Raw genomic sequence first — 19,048 nt, 5'->3', positions numbered from 1 at the left:
TTTTAGTTCATTTGATAAATTTTAGTTCCATAAGGCTTTACGATCACCTTATTTTCCTCAAATTCGTCACTAAGCATTTCTTTCATCTTTTGTTTAAGTAATATAGATTGTTGCTCATGACTAAAGTTCTGCACAAAAAGATACTTTTCATCATCATTTTCACGAACTTGTAGCGAAATTTTAGTTGTTTCTTTCTTAATTGGTAAATTAGGCAATAAATCAAGTTCTTTTACAATCTGACCGTATATGGCGCTTAAAAAATCAGTATCTGTTCGACAAGCAATGTAATATCCTTTTCCTTCACCACATTTGTGAGCAGTTAATGCCGGCGTACCTGAATAAAAATCTGTTGTGTACTTCGCTAATACTTTGGCATCATGTTTAAAAATCGTCTCACAAAAATCATATGCTTGATACCTATGTCCAGCAAATTCAATACTATTACTTTGCTTAGGATATAAGCTATCAGTTTCTAATGGCTCAATTCCATAAATACTCTGCAACTGCTTAGGCCACTCATTCATATAGGCCAAACCATTTTCATCAACAACCCCGGAAATATAGGTACCTACAACATAGCCACATTTTTTAACAAATGATTCTAACTTATCCATATATTCTTTAGTCATCAAAAAATGCATTGGATCAATCAACAATTTATATTGAGTAAAATTATCATTGGGACTAACAAAGTCTACTGGAATATCATTTTGGTAAAAATATTGATATTGACTTTGAATTGTCTGCCAAATTTTCTTATCTTTGCTATACCCTTCTGCATCTTCTAATGCCCAAATATTATTATAGTCATAAACTATACCAACTTTAGCTTTAGTATAGCTAGTTGAATAAATCGATTCTAGCTTTTCTAAATCATGTCCTACATCTTTCACATCATGAAAAACGCGAGTTTTTTCTGGATGACGATGTTCGATTACGGCACCATGAAACATTTCAGCTGAGCCGCGAGAAGCACGTAATTGGAAATACAAAACTGAATCTGAGCTGTGTGCAATATCTTGCAAACTCGCAAGTTGATGCATCCCTGGACGTTTAGCCCGATCAATATCGGCCCAGTTAACGCGTGATGGCGTATTTTCCATAATCATAAAATTTTGATGTTTTAAACTTCTAAAGAAATCGTGAATCAAACCCACATTTTGACCCAACTTTTCAGTTGATTGAAAATCATTACCCCATAATGGATACGAATCCCACGAAATTACATCCAAATGTTTAGCCATTTCTTGATAGTTATATCCGGTAAATGGATCCATCAAAGGATTGCCTGCCATCATATTAGTAGTAACAGGAATTTCCGACGTAATTTTTCGTAATGGTTCTACTTCATTATCAATAAATGAAATGGCCTGATCACTGACAAATCTCTTCCAATCTAGATTCATTCCTTTGTTACCCATCTCTGAGAGAGGTGATGGTGCATGAATTTGATTCCAGTCACTAAATGTATGACTCCAAAAAGTATTCCACCAAGAATGATTAAGCCGTTCAAGAGTCCGATACTTCTTCTTAAGCCAGTCTCTAAAAGCCTGCTGACATAAGTCACAATAGCATTCACCAGAATATTCATTAGAAATATGCCACAAAATCAGACTAGGCCTTTTACCAAAATGTTCCGCTAACTTAGTATTTATCTCACGTACTTTTTTGCGATAAATTGGCGAAGTCAGACAATGATTATGTCGCCCGCCAAAACCACGTTTTTGATTATTGAAATCAGTTCGTAAAACTTCTGGATACTTTCTTGCTAGCCAAGCTGGTCTAGCTCCACTGGGTGTAGCCAGAATTACGTAACCATTCATCTTTTCAACTCGATCAAAAATATCATCTAGCCAAGCAAAATCATATTTTCCTTCTTCTGGTTCAAGTTTTGCCCAAGAAAAAATGCCAACTGTTACAGTATTAATTGCTGCATTTTTGAATAAAGCAAAATCTTCATTAATAATTTCTGGTTCACCTAACCATTGTTCCGGATTATAATCGCCACCATGTAAAAATACTTTACTTTTTAGTTCTCGTTTCATAATTTTTGTTACTTTATAGATCAACTTCTACTTTTTGTTGATTATCTTTCATAATTACGGCGTATTGATCACTACGATGAATTATTAAATCAAATTTTTCAATATTTTCTGTAGTTACTACAATCTTATCAGCCGACTTTTCAGAAGTTACCGTCGCTACTTTTTTACCATAATTATCAGTAATTATTGTCGATACTTTGCCATCTTGCATTTCAAATAAATGAATACTTGGGTGCTTAGTGTAATCATACATCGTCTGATCATCATGTTCGCCAGTCACAATAATTGAATTAGGTTTTACAAGTAATGGCAAAGTCTTTTCATTAAACTTTTGCTTGTACCAGCGTCCACCTTCATAACTTTCATTAGTTAGTAAACTAATCCATTTACCTTGACCTTGTGGGGCATAAAAACAAGCTTCTCCTTGGTCATTGAAAATTGGAGCAACCAACAGACTACCACCAAGCATATATTGCATATCAAGGTCTTCGCATCCCGGATCATCAGGGAATTCTAAAATCATTGGACGAAGAATTGGCGTACCATGTTTATGAGCTTCGTTAGACATTGCAAGAAGATACGGCAATAACCGTAATTTTAAATTGGTAAATTTCTTTGATACTTCTACAGCTTCATCACCATATAACCATGGAACTTTATAAGTAGTTGAACCATGATATCTTGAATGAGAACTTAGTAAACCAAATTGACTCCAGCGTTTATATAAGTCTGGTGTAGCACTTGCTTCAAACCCTGAAATATCATGCGACCAATAGCCAAAGCCACTCATACTAAAGGACAAGCCGCTTCTAAGAGTTTCCGCCATTGATGAGTAGTTCGAAGATGAGTCACCACCCCAATGGACTGGGTAACATTGACTACCTACAGTTGCACTTCTAGCAAAGACAAGAGCCTCTTTTTTTCCTTTAACTTCACTAATTGCATCAGTAACGATCTTGTTATACAAAAGTGTGTAGTAATTATGCATTTTCTTAGGATCTGAACCATCAAAGAATTTAACGCCTTCACTTGGAATTCGTTCACCAAAGTCCGTCTTAAAGACATCGACTCCTTGATGAAGCAGTTCTTTCAAATAGCCTTGATACCACTTAACTGCGTCAGGGTTAGTAAAGTCAACAATGGCCATACCAGCTTGCCACTTATCCCATTGCCATACATCCCCATTACTCTTCTTAATGAAGTAACCATTCTTCATCCCTTCTTCAAATAAACGAGATTTTTGGGCAATATACGGATTAATCCAGACACAAACTTTAATACCTTTATCATGGATCTTCTTCAAAAGACCTTCTGGATCTGGAAAGATATCTGGATCCCATACAAAGTCACACCATTGTGTTGGCTTCATCCAGCAACAGTCAAAGTGAAAGACAGATAATGGAATATGACGATCAAGCATACCATTAATAAAGCTCATAACTGTCTCTTCATCATATTTAGTAGTAAATGATGTAGTCAACCATAAACCAAAGCTCCATGCTGGAAGAAGTGGTGGACGACCTGTTAAGGCAGTGTAGTGATCTAATACTTCCTTGTTATCCATTCCACCAATAAATATATAATCAAGTTCTTGACCTGGAACAGAGAATTCTACGCGGTCAACTTGTTGAGAAGCAACTTCATAGGAGACCTTGGCAATTGAATTAACAAATATACCATATTTTCTGTTAGATAAGTACAATGGAATATTCTTGTAGGATTGGATTGTTTCTGTACCGCCATCTGCATTCCACATTTCAACTTCTTGACCATTTTTAACAAAATTGGAAAATCTTTCTCCTAACCCATAAATCTTTTCGTCTGGTTCAAGTACAAATGAATTTGAAATATGGGTGTGACCTTTAGGATCAAAAATTCTAGCAACCGAACGTGCCGGTATTTCAGCACGCATTTCATTTTTATAGAAATACGTAAATAAGATTTGATCACCTTTTTGAATTTCAAGACGTGTATTACCTGATTCAATAGTAAATTTTTCACTATCTTCAAAAATATTCGGCTTAAATTTGGAATCTACGTTTAAATCAAATTTAGGACCGTTATCAATGGCGCCTTTAAAATTAATAATCTTAGTGCGAATAATATTTTCTCTTGGTGAGGTAATCTCTAAGGTAAGCATCCCATCATCCAGCGTCATCCCCGGATTGGTAATCACTTTAAAAGGCACCCATAAAGTTAATTTATCATCTTTAATTTCACTATCGTAAATACTTTGACCATAATCGATTGCAAAGCCATCTCTCACTAGCCAATTTCCATTCAAATATTTCATTTTTTTATTCCTTATGCTCTAACAAATTTTCGTCATTACCATCTGAAGCAATCACTTGTTTGTACCAAGAAAAACTTGCTTTAGGGATACGCTTTAAACTACCATTTTCATTATCATTTTGATCAACATAAACAAAACCATAGCGTTTTGAATATCCATTTAACCAACTAAGTAAATCAGTAAATGACCAAGCACAATAACCTATTAAATCAACGCCATCAGTAATTGCTTCTTTCATTGCTTTTACGTGATCTTTCAGATAATTTATCCGGTATGTATCATTAATCTTGCCATCTTTAACAATATCAAGTGCACCTAAGCCATTTTCAGTAATCATAATTGGCAATTGATATTTTTCATAAATTTCACGTAAGGCAATTCGCATCCCTGTTGGGTCAATCTCCCAACCCCATTTAGTCTTATCAACATATTGATTTTCTACATTATTAAACATTGGCACTTCAGGATTTTGCGCTTTGTCTCCCTTAGGTTGCATCAAATATGGATCAACCTTATTAAACTTGCGCTCATCTTTTTGATCATCTACTTGTTTTTCAAGTCGATTCTGTTGAACTGTACCACCATGATAATAATTGATTCCTAAATAATCGGGATATGCTTCCGGATCTTCCAAGATTTTCTGATCTTCAGCAGTCACCTCTGGCATGATTCCTAAATCTGTCAATTGTTTCTTAGTAAAGAAGGGATATTTACCTCTACAATAAACATCAAGCCACCAATTATCGTTAAAATCTTGAGCATTTAAGGCTGCTAAAACATCATTAGGATCACAAGTCTTAGGATAGACCGGACCATAACCAAAACTAGGACCAATTAATCCATCCGGCACCATTTGATGAAAATCTTTTACTACTAAAGCATTGGCAATATTTACATGATGATTTGCCAAAAACATAGCCTTAATATCATGTTTCTTAGGTGGATGTGTCCCCCAACGATAACCCATTGATGTAAACACATTTTGTTCATTGATAGTTACCCAATATTTAACTTCATCGCCAAATTCACGATATAAAACTTGCGCATATTTTCTAAATGCTTTAATAGTCTCACGAGATTCCCAGCCCTGATACTTTTCTTGTAAATTTAAAGGCAGATCCCAGTGATACATAGTTAAAACCGGTTCAATATTATGATCACGTAAGTCCTTAATTAAATTATGATAAAATTCAATTCCTTTAGGATTTACTTTACCTTTGCCATCCGGAATGATTCGACTCCAAGCTACAGAAAAGCGATAAGCTTTAAGTCCCATCTTAGCCATCAATTCAACGTCTTCTTTATAGTGATGATAGTGATCAATTGCTACATCACCGTTAGTATCTTTATATGTATTACCTTTTTCATGAGTATATTTATCCCAAATAGAAGGGCCTTTGCCATCCTCATTAGCTGCACCCTCTATTTGATAAGCTGCAGAGCTTGCGCCCCAAAGAAAATCTTTAGGGAAATTATCTAACTTTTTATAAAACATGATTACTTCCTATATATGCCCAATAGGCACCATAAAGACTTGCATCATTGAAAAAGCGACAAGATTGAATTTCAGCTTGAAAATCTGTCCAATTAGGAATTTGATTCAATTTTTCTTTAATAATTGGAATCAATTCACTGTTTTGACTAATATTACCGCCAATTAAAATTTTTTGCGGATTTAGTGTACATGCGAGATTAAATATACAGATTGCTACATAAGTTGCCCATTTTTCTACAACAGCTTTTACTTTTGGATCATCTAATTCTGACATTATTTGATAGTTTTCAACCAAACCATCAGGAATGCCTCGCATTCTAGAATATTCACTAATTAAAGCAGAAGTAGAAGCTAATTCATGTGCACTCTTAAATCCATGACCAGTGTAGTCTGTAATCATCATGCCGAATTCACCAGCTGAAAAGCTAGTTCCACGGAACAACTTATTGTTAATGAAGATTCCTCCACCAACACCATTTCCTAGAGTAATTACTGCAAAATCGCTCACATCTTGAGCATTTCCATTCAATTTTTCTGCAATCGCAGCACAATTGGAGTTGTTTTCAATAAAAATTTCAATCCGATCATCAATATATTGATGTAAATCTTGATTAATATTATGACCATCTAAAAATCTTAAGGAGCCTGCTCGAATAGCTATTTTTTTATCTACATTAATAAAGCCAGGAAAACTGATACTAATTGCTTTAATTTTTGTATTATTTTCAGTAACTAAATTTGCTATTGATTTATAAAATGATTGAGCTGATTCTCTTGGAACTTGATATTTTCCTTTTTCAGTTAAGTTTCCTTCGTCATCAAAAAAACCATATCGAACAAATTTCTGACCTACATCAATGGTTAAAATTGCCATTTTGCATATCTCCTTGAAGTTAGTTAATTTACTTTACATACTTAGCACATTTACAGAATACATTATTTTGTGAGTTGTGTAAACACTTTCATCCCAAAAATTCTGTATAATGCTTTTTAGAAAGGCTGGTTATTCATATGTTTATTAACAAACATACCATGCGTCTTAATAACGAACGCTCTGTCATTCGACATGTAATTAACTATGGGCCGATTTCTCGTAGTAAAATTGCCCGTGACTTATCAATCAATAAAGTTACCATTTCTAGCATATTAGAAGAATTACTTGAAAAACAATATGTGGTAGAAATTGGTGAGGGACATAGCACTAAAAATGGTGGGCGGAAACCTCAACTTATCGAATTCAACAAAAATTTTGGCTTTTTTATCAATATCGAAATTGGTAAGGAATATCTCAATATAATGGCCACTTATGCTAATGGACAAGTTAATCGTTTTGAGGAAATCTCTATAGCAAATTTGACTAACGAAAAGATTCAATTACTTTTAAAGAAAAAAATTAATAATTTTTCTATTAAAGACACAGTTCATGAACTTTTAGGGATTTCGATAGCTGTACATAAAAAAGTGTTCGATAATAAATACGTCTCTGCTATTTCTGACAATACGGACCTAGTTACTTATTTAAAAGACGAATATAAGGTTCCCGTAATTATCCTAAATAATGCCAACGCTGCAGCAATTTTTCAGCGTGATTTTTCATCCAATAATGAAATCAAAAATTTAATTTCTATAACGATTAATGAAACAATTAGTGCCGGTGTTATTATTGATGAGAACTTGTATTTAGGAAATAAAGATGCTGCAGGTAGTATTGAAAACATGCAGTTTTTAATACAAACTGATGAAGGTGTTAAAGCCTTTAATCCTATTGATTATTGCTCTCAGGAAGCAATTTTACGTGAAGTGGCTAAGTACGATGGATTGAATAATTTGACATTACAACAAGTAGCTAAACTTTATGTTAAGGGAAATAAAGAAGTAGTTGCAGCAATCACTCGCTTTGTTGATAGTATAGTTTTAGTTTTAAACAATATTATTGCAAGCTACTCTCCTCAGATTATTTATTTAGATTCAACGTTAATAGAGAATTTACCCATGCTTTTAATTCAAATTAAAAGTAAATTACCTATTCTGGAAGCTACACAAACTCAATTACAAATTGCTAGACAAACTAAATTTGCTCCGCTTTTAGGAGGATATTCATTGCTGGTTAGAAAAATTTTTGACCTAGGCGCTAAGCGCTTGCGGCTTATACCTTAAGCCACAGCGCTTTTTATTTTTCTCAAAAAACAGTTGACAATATTAAGTAAAGGGCTTACATTCTAGTTAGTTAATTAAGTTTACATACTTTGAATAAGCAATATTATTAGTTTTTATGGAGGATTACCTCATGCAAAATAGTAAGCTCATGAATTGGACGAGGCAAAAGTTAATGCCTGCCTTAGGAAAAATGGGCGAAAACAAATATATGGTTGTTTTAAGAGATGGGATGATTATTTCAGTTCCATTTACTATCTTCGGTTCTATCTTTATGATCATTGCCAACTTGCCTGTGCCAGGTTGGTCAAATATCATTAAGCCTTATCTTCCAGTATTAAATGCGCCAATTAATATGTCTACTGGTTTGATTGGTTTAATTATTGCACTTGGTATTTCATATACTTTAGCCCGTGAAAATAAGATTGATCGTCTATCTGCATCAGTAATTGGTGCTATTGCTTTTATTATTTGCGAATTGAACAATAAAATGGTCCTTGATCCTACAAACTTAGGAGCTTCAAGTATGTTCACTGCTATCGTTGTTTCACTTATCGGTGGCGAAATTTATAACTGGTTTATTAAGCATAAAATTGTTATTAAGTTACCGGATTCAGTTCCACCTGCAGTAGCTAGTTCATTTGTCTCATTAATTCCTGCATTAGCAATTTTAGGTGGCGCTTGGGTTATTAGATGTCTGCTTCATTTAGATATCAATGCCTTTATTACCTGGATCTTCTCACCTCTTACTGCTACTCTGGGTAGTTTCTGGGGAATGGAACTGTTTACTTTCTTCACACTTTTTGCTTGGACTATTGGTATCCATGGTAATAATACTGTTGGTATTGTAGCTGGTCCTGTTTATGGTAATTTTTTAATGGACAATATGCATAAAGCTATGAACGGTGGCGTACCCACTCACATTTGTGCTGATGGTTTCTTAACTTTTGGTATGGCAATGGGTGGTACCGGTGCTGTTCTCGGATTAGTAATTTGTATGTTATTTGCCAAAAGTAAGCGTTATAAACAATTAGCTCACTTAGGTTTCGTTCCATGTATTTTCCAAATTTCTGAGCCTATTATGTTTGGTGTCCCTGTTGTATTAAATCCTACCCTTGCAATTCCATTTATTACTATTCCTTTGGTATTACAAGCAATCTCTTATTTCTTATTTAAATTCCATATCTTACATATGATCATTGCCAGTGTTCCTTGGACTACTCCAACTTTACTTAATGGTTTCTTGATTACTGGTGGTGATTGGAAAGCCGTTGTATGGCAAGCTATCTGTGTATTAATCGCAGTTGCAGGTTACTGGCCATTCTTCAAAATTTTGGATAAAAAAGCTTTAGCAGTTGAACAAGGCGAAACTGCTCCCGAAGAATAATTACCTTCCAGACGCTCAAAATAATTAATTCTCTCCCCCAAGGCGTCTGGAGCATCATAATAAAAAAGACGAGCGCTATCGCTTCGTCTTTTTTCTATACTTTGATTCATAAAATAATTTTAAATATCTAAAATCTTTTTCTTCTTAGCTTGAAATTCTTCTTCTGTCAAAATGCCTTGATCAACCAACTCTTTTAATTTCTTAATCTGCTCTACTTGCTTATCAAGTTCACCCTTACCTTGCGCTAACTTGGATAAAGTCCTAAGATCATCAGCCAAAATAGCGGCAGATATTTTATTAATTGAATTAAAATCGATCTGTTCATTATCTACGACAAGTATAATTTCGTCATAAACTATTTGATGTCTCAAAAGCACACTCTTAATTCGATCTAGCAAGATCGTTTTTACAATTAAATCTGATCGTTTCTTACTAATAACGATCAGTCGCTGATTAGTACAAACAAGCAGGCTGGCCTCACTCTGATCATTAATCCCGGTTGCCGTATATTTGATCATTTCTGATGAATCTGCTAACAATTTAACTAGTGGTGCTAAATCTTTATCACTAAACCAAATATCAAAAACATCCGCATCGATTAATTGTTGTTTCAAATTAGCCGGCAAAGTCAACTTCTCTATCTTGGCAATCGATTGTTGACTACGTTGTTGCGACAAGAAAGACTGATTAGCCTCTCTTTGTTTTTTACTAAATAAATCAAAAAGTCCCATAATTTTTCCTTCAAAAATAATATTAACTATTTACATTATGGACTATTTGAAATGTAATGTCTCATGAAATGTAAGCATTATCAAATGTGATTTTGCTATAATAATAAAAAATAATTACTTTAGGGAGAAGAAATGAGAATACTAAACATAATTGGAATCAGCATCTATCTTGTAATCGCCCTTGTTCTAGCAGTCAAACGTTTTCGCCTTAATCAAGATTTTCGTAATCACAAAATAAAAAAAGACGACTATGATCGTTTAGCTAGACGTACTTCTATTGAATTAATCATTGTCGTAGTGCTTGTAATGTTATTTGTATATACTCCGTTTAAAATTTTTTTCTTTTAAACGAAAAGTCACCAATAATGGTGACTTTTTACTATAATTCACTTTTTTGACTATCTTCGATAAACTCCTTCATCACCTTATCATCCTTAATCAAAATCTTAAGCAGCCGATTATTACCATTAGTTGGGACTGCCCCTGCCTCGTATAATGCAACAGTTGATGAACTCCAGCCTAAAACTTTAGCAAATTTACGTTGACTCAAATGCCATTTTTTACGTAAGGCTTTCATTTGTTCTGGCGAGACAACATCGTAAATTTTACGAAATTTCTCCAACGCTAATTTAACAGCTTGATCATCTAACTCTAAATCAGGTATTACTTCATGTGTCCGATCGTCAAAACGTGCGGGAGCAGTGATTTCAATCTCGTGCCCGCGAATATCATAAGTATTTGTATAATCAGCAATGTATGACATATTTTCCTCCTCAATATAAGGCTTCATGAAAAGAAATAAACAAAATTTCCTGTCCTTTATTAATAAATTTAAACTTAATATAATATTTAATTCTAAAAGTAGTTTCATAGATCCAAACATATTCATTTGGAAAATCTCTATCTTTTTCACTTTTAACAAAATCTTTCATTGATAGATCATTAACAATGAGTTTTACCATCTCTTTAGTCACTGGACTTGCATGACTAGCTTTTCTTTTCACAAGCAAAAATTTATTTTCACTTACTAGCAATTTTAGCCATTTTAATGCAAAAATTGGCTCCATTCCTACGCCTCCATTTTACGCTTAAACGATATGATTTCATAGCACTTTACTGCCATCATGATTTATTACGCAAAAAATAAATTTTATTTTTAAATAGTATTACAGCTTTGTAAATTCTTAATTATTTCATTTTCTAAAAAAATTCCCACAAACCTTCTCATTTTGATTGGTTCTCACTTACTAAACAGGTAAACTAGATAGTAACAAATACTGCATAAGGAGAAAAAATATGAAATATAATCAATACGCCTACGTTGAAACTGACTTTGACAACCAAGTTAGAGAACTTATCGACATTAACTTTTTACCTAGAAACTACGAAGATTGGTCATTTAGCGACCTTTTAGCTAAATTGGTCAAAAACGCGATCGCTGAAGCAAAGACTGATGCTGCTAAAAGTGCTAAACTCAGCGAATTTGCCGTTTCTGATCACGAAACCTTAACTGATTTTCTTAAGCAAAAGCCAGAATCTATCGGTACCGCACAATTCTATAATGTTGCATTACAACTACTTGGCTACCATGTTCATTATGACTATGACTTTGCCGATCCAACTGGTTTTATGCAAAAAACAGCGCTGCCTTTTGTTCAAGATATTAACGATACCCATAAGTTGATCTCCGCTTTCTATCGTTTGCTCAATACCCGTACTAAAAACGGTCAAATTTTACTTGATGTGATGGCTGGTAAAGGTTACTTCACTCAATTCTGGGGTCAAAATCAATTCAAATTTTTCAATGGTAAATCTATCCCTGTCTTTGATACTTCAAAAGTAATCCGCGAAGTTGTTTATGTAGAAACCGACTTAGATACTGATCATGATGGAAAGAGCGACTTAATTCAAGTTACTGTTTTCCGTCCAGTTGAAACTAACAACGGTCTTAAGGTACCAGCACTTTATACTGCATCCCCATATTTCGGCGGAATCATCGCTAACGAAAAGCGTAATCACAGCGTCGATGAAAATCTATCTGATGCTACTGAATGGAATGATCCACAATACGTTCATTCTCCAATCGTTAAAGCAGAAAAGCCTGATGGCTCAAATCATCCAACTACTGAAGAAGCAGTTCACAAGTCTTCTTACCCATTGAACGAATATATGCTTGCTCGCGGTTTTGCTAGTGTCTTTGCCGGCGCAATCGGTACTCGCGGTAGTGACGGTGTCAGAATCACTGGTGCCCCTGAAGAAACCGAATCAGCAGCTGCTGTAATCGAATGGCTTCACGGCGACCGTATTGCCTACACTGACCGTACCAGAACTATGCAAACAAAAGCTGATTGGTGTAACGGCAACATCGGTATGACCGGCCGCTCATACTTGGGCACTTTGCAAATTGCTATCGCTACCACCGGTGTCAAGGGACTTAAGACTGTTGTCTCAGAAGCTGCAATTTCTTCATGGTACGACTACTATCGCGAACACGGTTTGGTCATCGCTCCAGAAGCATGTCAAGGTGAAGACTTGGATCTTCTTGCAGAAACTTGTGAATCTAACTTATGGGATGCTGGATCATACCTCAAGATCAAGCCAGAATACGACAAAATGCAAAAGCAGTTGCTAGAAAAAGAGGATCGGACAACTGGCCAATATTCTGATTTCTGGGAAGCTAGAAACTATCGTCATCACGCTGACGGTATCAAGTGTTCATGGATTTCCGTTCATGGTTTAAACGACTGGAACGTTAAACCAAAGAACGTTTACAAGATTTGGCAACTTGTTTCTAAGATGCCAATGAAGCATCACCTCTTCTTGCACCAAGGTCCACACTATAATATGAACAATTTTGTTTCTATCGACTTCACTGACTTGATGAACCTTTGGTTTGTCCACGAATTATTGGATGTTGAAAACAATGCTTACAACCAATGGCCAACTGTTATGATTCAAGACAACTTGCAAGCCGACAAGTGGCATGAAGAAAAAGATTGGAACGATAAATTAGGTCGTGAAAAGATCTACTTCCCTACCGATGATGATGAACTTTTGCAAGATGGTGATAGCCATGCCGAAAAGTCCTTCACTGATGTAGGTGGTATTGAATTTAAGAAGGCCGGTATTTCTGAAAGTGAATGGGAATACAAATTTATCAGCGGGGATGAAAAATGGGCTAAGCCAAGTTTGCGCTTTACTACTGATGAATTCATCCACCCTACTACTATTGTAGGCCGACCTGAAGTTAAAGTTAGAGTTAAAGGATCACTACCTAAGGGGCAAATCTCCGTTGCTTTAGTTGAACTTGGTGAAAGACAACGTTTGACTGCTACTCCTAAGTTCTTGATGCGTGGTGGTCAAGAATTAGGCTACAAGTTCGGTACTGATACACTTCAAGAATTTGTTCCTGATAAAAAGACTAAGGCTAAGTTGATTACTAAGGCACACATGAACTTGCAAAACTACAAGGATATGAAAAAGCCTGAGCATATTGATGCAGACAAGTTCTATGATCTTGATTTCTTACTTCAACCTACCTACTACACTATTCCATCCGGAAGCAAGTTAGCTTTGATCATTTACTCAACTGATGAAGGGATGACTAAGCGACCACTTGAAGAAGAAACTTACACTATTGATTTAGCTAATACTGAAATCAAGTTTTATGAAAAGTAAATTCTAAGTATACAAATAAGCCATTGAGATTAATTTTCTCAACGGCTTTTTTTATACTTTTTTCTACTTAAACAACTTCTTATACTCACCATAACCAGCTTCATTCAGCTGATCATATGGAATAAACTTCAATGCAGCAGAATTAATGCAGTAACGCAAGCCGCCACGATCAACAGGTCCATCGGTAAAAACGTGCCCTAAATGCGACTGCGCTTCTGGACTTACCACTTCGGTACGCTCCATGCCATGCGATTGGTCGCGGTGATACTGCAGCTTTTCAATTGGCTTGGTAAAACTAGGCCAGCCGCATCCCGCATCATACTTATCTTGGCTAGAAAACAACGGCTCACCAGACACCACATCAACGTAGATGCCTTTTTCATAAAAATTATCGTACTTGCCAGTAAATGGATATTCCGTGGCAGCGTTCTGGGTTACATCGTATTCTTCTTGGGTTAACTTCTTCAGTGCCTGTTTTTTCTTACTTTCATCTAAAACCATTTCATTTACCTCGTTTTACAAAAAACGGCAGAACTTAATCTGCCGCCTCCCTTTAAATATGTTCAGTTGTCTTTGGGAAGAAATTATCAATTTGCTTCTCATATATATCAAATATATACTTAGTCAAAAATTCATTAGCTGGATCATAAATCCTTACTTGTAGCATTTCATTCTTGCCATTCATGTGTACTTCTTTATTGGACACTTCTAAGAAAGGCTTAAATGCTGCAATCACATTTTGATAAGAACTATAGACATGGACATTATGCTCGATAATCTCGCCATTACGGGAATATCTTCGTGCATTAATTACGTATACTGTATTATCATTCATAGAAATTTCTCCTTTGATAATTTCTCCCTCACTATCTATTTTAATGCAAAATTCTCTATAATTTATTTCTTTTACATTAAAAAAGGTGTTAGACGTAAAAACATCTAACACTCTATTTTCTAAAATACTGAAGTTAAAATTGCACCAGCAACGATCAGTACTAAACCGATCACTGTATAAATGTAGCCCTTCTTAGTCTTCTTTTCATGTAAGAAAATAATACCACCAAGAGTTGAAATAACTACACAAAGTTGTGACATAACGAATGCCAAGTTAACACCATTCATTTGTACAGAAATGATGTATGAAAGTGCAGCAATCGCAAAGATTACACCGGCTGGAATAACTTGATAACTTTCTTTTTCCTTAAAGACTTTAAGTTGCTTAGAAGCAACGATGTAAACGAGAGTTGCGATCAACATACCGATTGTTTGACCTAGGAAAATCATTACTCCATCGCCTTTTAAAGCCTTTGGAATAGAACTTGAAGCAATGTAACCTAAGGTGGTCAAAAATAAAACAATCATAGTAGTAGTCTGATTCTTCTTACCACCTTCTGCGGTACCCTTATCGGTTAAAGAAGTAAATGCTACACCGATAATTAATGCCAGAATACCAAGGAAGCCAAACAATTTAGCTTGTGTACTTGCCCATTCGCCAAAAATTAAGACCCCAACAAGTGGTACACCGATCAGTTGTAAACCAGTTGAGATCGGCATGGTTTCTGAAACCCCAACCTTTGCGTAACTGTAATACTGACCACACTGACCAACTACCCATGAAGCACCGGCCACCATTGCAAGTAAGAATGATGTAGCGTTAAATTCCGGACGCTTAATCAAGAATACTACGATACCAAATAAAAATGCGCCTAATACTGACCCTACGATTTGGTGGTAAATATTACTCTTCTTGACCCCTGCAACGAATAGTGGCATAAGTCCCCATCCGATTGCGGGAATAAATAGAAATAAATAACTCATCAATTTTTCTCCCCTATTGTTTTGTAAAAGGTTACAAAAAGCATTCTAACAGTGAAAGCATTTTCAGCACAAACGAAAAATAAGGGAACGTACTAATGATTTGAGATGAAAAGAAAAAGGATCGAGTAATTATTACTTGACCCTTCATCTTCTGATTTAATTTTTCTTCTTACGGTCTAAAACAAGAACTGAAAGCAATCCTGCGACTGAAAGTGCAACTAAGCCAAACATTGAAGCTTTAGTTTCCTTTTAACCAGTCTGCGGTAAAGTATTTTCCTTTACTGTTTCAGGACTATTGGTAGATTTAACTGCGGAATTAGAACCTGTTACATTATTTACGTTTTCTGATTTAGGAGATTTGTTTGAGTTCCAGCGTTCGCTACGTGGAGTATTATTTGAAGTCTTGTTAACTTCCTTCTTTGGAGTATGGTTATGTTCGTCAGGTGACTTCAATTTCAAATCGTCATGTTCATCTGGTTTTTCTGGTGTAGTCTTATCATCCTTAGGAGTTGGAGTTTCCTTAGGTGTTTCATTGTCACCGCCCGGGTTACCTGGAACTTCATTGTTGTTACCAGGATTATTTGGTTGTTCTGAGCCTCCATCAGGAGTATTTCCACCATCGCTGGTGTTACCGCCATTACCTGGATTTGGTTCAGGTGTTGGAGTTGGGTTGACAGTATAAGTTACAACTGTTGTACCTAAATCTTCTGGATCCTTATCTGGATCAACAGTACGTGCAGAAACTGATTTAATATCAACATTGTCATAACCCACTTCAGTAGGTGTCTTAGAAATAACTTCTACTAAAGTTGTTTTAGTTGATGTCCAAGGAGTATATTTAATCACTTTTTTCGTTACTGCATCTACAATCGCCTTACGAGTAAAGGTGGTAGTCTGAACATACTTATGAGTGCCATCTGGTGAACCATTTACATCTTCATAAGTATGACCGTCTTTGGTACCACGGTAGATAATCGTTCTTTTAAAGGTCTTTTCAAGATCCTTTTGGTCAATATTAAACTTCGGATTCACATAAGTGATATCTTCTTGTTCGTGGAAGTAGTAAACATCCACGTGGCCACCGGATTGAGTTGGGTCACCGTCTTTAGCATCTACCTGTGCGCCATCCTTGTTATTAGTCTTTTGTTCTAATGAGCTTTCCTTTACATACCCATACTTAGTTAAATCAGGTGAGCCTTGTTCTGGATAGTCAGTATGTTCACCAGTTGGAACCCATGATGCCTTATCATCTCGAGTAGCAATAATTGGTTGGCCATTAGTATCTTTCTTGATCTCTGGTTTACCGTTACTATCAAGCTTAGCAAAACCTTTTGCATCAGTTTGAATTGCTGCAAAGCCTAAAAACATACCCTTAAATGCATCATAAAGAGGCACACGAACATAATCGATAGTTTGCGTAATGTCAGGAACATTAGCAGTAATACCGTACTTCTTTAATTCATCTGTAATCTTTTCACCAGTTTCAGCATCCCGATATGAAATAGTACGTACTTGACTGACAGTTTCGGCCTTCACGTCTTCTTTAGGTGTCTTATCAGTTGAAGGGGTGATTGCATGCCTCAAGTAAACGTATTGATCTTGAACGTCCTTAGTTAAGGTTTGCTTACCGAGTAAATCGCCTTTGGCATTATCAGATAAACCAACTAAAACATATCCAGCCTTTTCGTAGTCTGCTGGGCTCCATAACTTCTGCGTAGCATCTGGAGTGTCGCCAATAAAGATACCTTTACCTTCACCAACGTTAGGAACTAAATGATCGGTAAGTTCATAACCGTCAGTTGGAGTATAAGTGTTTTTATCTTCTACACCATTAACATCAATGTAGTGAATATTATATTGAGCTTTTTGTTTGTAAACAAGATAAATATCATTATAAGTCTTAGCAGCATCAACATTTGCAACTTTAGGAGCAAAGTTATCCGTTAATTGAGTTCCCTCTGGATCATCATAGTTAGCACGTTCAATTTCCCAAACGCCAGGAACCTTACCTTCATCCTTGTTAAATCTATCCTTTTGGATTTTATCAAAGTTATCAGTTCCAACAGCTTTCCAAGTTGGCTTGAAGTCAGCTGGTAATTCACTGTAAGTACCATCTGCATTCTTAATAACTTCTTGCTTAGTAACTTGATCAATATAAGCAGTACGTTCAAAGTTAACAGTTTGAGTATCAGGATTCTTCAATACTTCATACTTGCTATTGCCTTCGTCAGCCACATAGTGAATGTTACGGCTTACAGAAGTATTTTTAGTTGTAGGTTTTACGTCATGAACAAACTTGATAGTGTAGCGCTTATGAATCAAGTTATCAGCATTATCCCCACCAGTTGCACTCTTCCAAACACCATCTTTGTTATAGATTAAATCAATTGAACTGTTGCCCTTCAAGTCGGTTTGAGAATCATCGTCATCGTTAGTAATTGAAACAAGCTTGTAACCTTTCGCTTCAATATCACTAATTACTTGACTTAAACTTTTAGTACCATTTGATGCATCGTAAACATTGTATTGATTACTATCATCGTTCTTTGTCGTTAATTCGTTAGTAGCAGAATAGTTGCTCCCACTTAAATCTTGAGGATCAATCTTTGAAATATCTTCAAATGAAAGATCTACAGGTTGGTTGTGGTAGTAAGTAATAGTAATTGGCTCTCCTTCATTATTAGGAAGATATGTCTTCTGATGGAAGTTACCATCTTTATCATAATAGTTATGATGATAGAACTTTCTATAGAGGTAATTGTAAGATTCACCATTTGTTGGAATTTTATTAGAAAGATTCTTGCCCGGTGATTTGGTTTGAGTTACATCAGGATCTGGAGTAACCCAATCAGTAATAGTTGGGTTTATCTGTCCATCAAAGATAATAATAGAATTCATATTACCTTTATTATCTGTCATCCCATCAGGAATACCAGAAGCTACATTATACGATCTTTGAACCGTTTCATAACTCACATAGTGATGACCATCTTTTTCTAAATTAAAGTTATTTACCACTGGATTATTTTTAGAACTGGTTACATTTGAATGACCTTCCTGGATCACATCTGGAGAAGCAACACTATCAGAACCGGTTAGACCATATTTTACATAATGAATAGTGCGTGAAGTTATTACCCAATATGGTTCATTATAAAGGCGAGTTTCGGTTCCCAAATTGATAGTGTAGGTACCTCCATTTGTTAATGGAGCATTCGATAATGAATCAATCTCTACAGTGTAACCCGCAAAAGGATAATTCTTTTCTTTATTTTTACGCCAATCGTCATAGGCTAATTTCATACTAGGATCAGTGATACTGTCTTCAGTATTTCCACTTAAATAATCTCCCGAATCTTTAGGCGTTGATACTAATGGGGAAACTTCATACTTTGAATTATCTGTAGTTATTAAACCTTGAATGTATTTACCTACATCTTGAAGAGT

General features: G+C 35.4%; 14 protein-coding genes. 3 read left to right on the top strand and 11 right to left on the bottom strand.

Annotated features, from left to right (window positions below):
- Nucleotides 1-2 precede the first annotated feature (2 nt).
- The 4 genes from SO785_RS02080 to SO785_RS02065 are packed head-to-tail and all read right to left on the bottom strand — an operon-like array spanning nucleotide 3 to nucleotide 6,707.
- Complete coding sequence (locus SO785_RS02080) at nucleotides 3-2,045, bottom strand: beta-galactosidase (RefSeq protein WP_011254434.1); 2,043 nt, start codon at nucleotides 2,043-2,045, stop codon at nucleotides 3-5.
- Nucleotides 2,046-2,058: 13 nt separating this feature from the next.
- Complete coding sequence (gene yicI, locus SO785_RS02075) at nucleotides 2,059-4,338, bottom strand: alpha-xylosidase (RefSeq protein ID WP_003548000.1); 2,280 nt, start codon at nucleotides 4,336-4,338, stop codon at nucleotides 2,059-2,061.
- Between the two features lie 4 nt (nucleotides 4,339-4,342).
- A complete protein-coding gene (locus SO785_RS02070; RefSeq protein ID WP_003548002.1) occupies nucleotides 4,343-5,833 on the bottom strand; it encodes a glycoside hydrolase family 1 protein in 1,491 nt (496 codons plus the stop codon).
- Nucleotides 5,823-6,707, bottom strand: coding sequence for an ROK family protein (locus SO785_RS02065; protein WP_003548003.1), 885 nt, complete (start codon nucleotides 6,705-6,707; stop codon nucleotides 5,823-5,825). Before SO785_RS02065 ends, SO785_RS02070 begins: the two co-directional genes overlap by 11 nt.
- A gap of 137 nt (nucleotides 6,708-6,844) precedes the next feature.
- Here SO785_RS02065 and SO785_RS02060 point away from each other — a divergent pair, with 137 nt between their 5' ends.
- Complete coding sequence (locus SO785_RS02060; protein ID WP_011254436.1) at nucleotides 6,845-7,990, top strand: ROK family protein; 1,146 nt, start codon at nucleotides 6,845-6,847, stop codon at nucleotides 7,988-7,990.
- 130 nt (nucleotides 7,991-8,120) lie between these two features.
- A complete protein-coding gene (locus tag SO785_RS02055; protein WP_021874108.1) occupies nucleotides 8,121-9,374 on the top strand; it encodes a PTS sugar transporter subunit IIC in 1,254 nt (417 codons plus the stop codon).
- A 119-nt stretch (nucleotides 9,375-9,493) separates the two neighbouring features.
- Here the strand turns inward: SO785_RS02055 and SO785_RS02050 are convergent, their stop codons facing one another.
- The 3 genes from SO785_RS02050 to SO785_RS02040 form a co-directional block, all read right to left on the bottom strand.
- Nucleotides 9,494-10,105, bottom strand: a complete 612-nt coding sequence (locus tag SO785_RS02050) for an SHOCT domain-containing protein (protein WP_003548007.1) — start codon at nucleotides 10,103-10,105, stop codon at nucleotides 9,494-9,496.
- 379 nt (nucleotides 10,106-10,484) lie between these two features.
- On the bottom strand, nucleotides 10,485-10,868 hold the full coding sequence (locus tag SO785_RS02045; protein ID WP_011254438.1) for a helix-turn-helix domain-containing protein: 384 nt from the start codon (nucleotides 10,866-10,868) through the stop codon (nucleotides 10,485-10,487).
- Between the two features lie 10 nt (nucleotides 10,869-10,878).
- Complete coding sequence (locus SO785_RS02040; protein ID WP_011254439.1) at nucleotides 10,879-11,172, bottom strand: type II toxin-antitoxin system MqsR family toxin; 294 nt, start codon at nucleotides 11,170-11,172, stop codon at nucleotides 10,879-10,881.
- 229 nt (nucleotides 11,173-11,401) lie between these two features.
- Here SO785_RS02040 and SO785_RS02035 point away from each other — a divergent pair, with 229 nt between their 5' ends.
- Complete coding sequence (locus tag SO785_RS02035; protein WP_003548011.1) at nucleotides 11,402-13,783, top strand: Xaa-Pro dipeptidyl-peptidase; 2,382 nt, start codon at nucleotides 11,402-11,404, stop codon at nucleotides 13,781-13,783.
- A gap of 63 nt (nucleotides 13,784-13,846) precedes the next feature.
- On the opposite strand, the gene msrB is transcribed toward SO785_RS02035, so the two are convergent.
- The 4 genes from msrB to SO785_RS02015 all read right to left on the bottom strand — a co-directional run bounded on the left by msrB (nucleotide 13,847) and on the right by SO785_RS02015 (nucleotide 18,904).
- Nucleotides 13,847-14,284 carry a peptide-methionine (R)-S-oxide reductase MsrB gene (msrB, locus tag SO785_RS02030; protein ID WP_003548013.1) on the bottom strand — a complete coding sequence of 146 codons (438 nt, stop codon included), beginning with the start codon at nucleotides 14,282-14,284 and terminating at the stop codon, nucleotides 13,847-13,849.
- Between the two features lie 52 nt (nucleotides 14,285-14,336).
- The gene (locus tag SO785_RS02025) at nucleotides 14,337-14,618 is read right to left on the bottom strand and encodes a hypothetical protein (RefSeq protein ID WP_015613385.1); all 282 of its coding nucleotides are present in this window, start codon (nucleotides 14,616-14,618) and stop codon (nucleotides 14,337-14,339) included.
- Between the two features lie 119 nt (nucleotides 14,619-14,737).
- Nucleotides 14,738-15,601 carry a GRP family sugar transporter gene (locus tag SO785_RS02020; protein WP_003548017.1) on the bottom strand — a complete coding sequence of 288 codons (864 nt, stop codon included), beginning with the start codon at nucleotides 15,599-15,601 and terminating at the stop codon, nucleotides 14,738-14,740.
- 249 nt (nucleotides 15,602-15,850) lie between these two features.
- Nucleotides 15,851-18,904, bottom strand: coding sequence for a mucin-binding protein (locus tag SO785_RS02015; RefSeq protein ID WP_021874110.1), 3,054 nt, complete (start codon nucleotides 18,902-18,904; stop codon nucleotides 15,851-15,853).
- Between the last annotated feature and the right edge of the window lie 144 nt (nucleotides 18,905-19,048).

This window comes from Lactobacillus acidophilus (assembly GCF_034298135.1).
Taxonomy (GTDB): Bacteria; Bacillota; Bacilli; order Lactobacillales; family Lactobacillaceae; genus Lactobacillus; species Lactobacillus acidophilus.
Note: the sequence above shows the minus strand (reverse complement) of the source record. Positions and strands in the feature narration are given on the sequence as shown.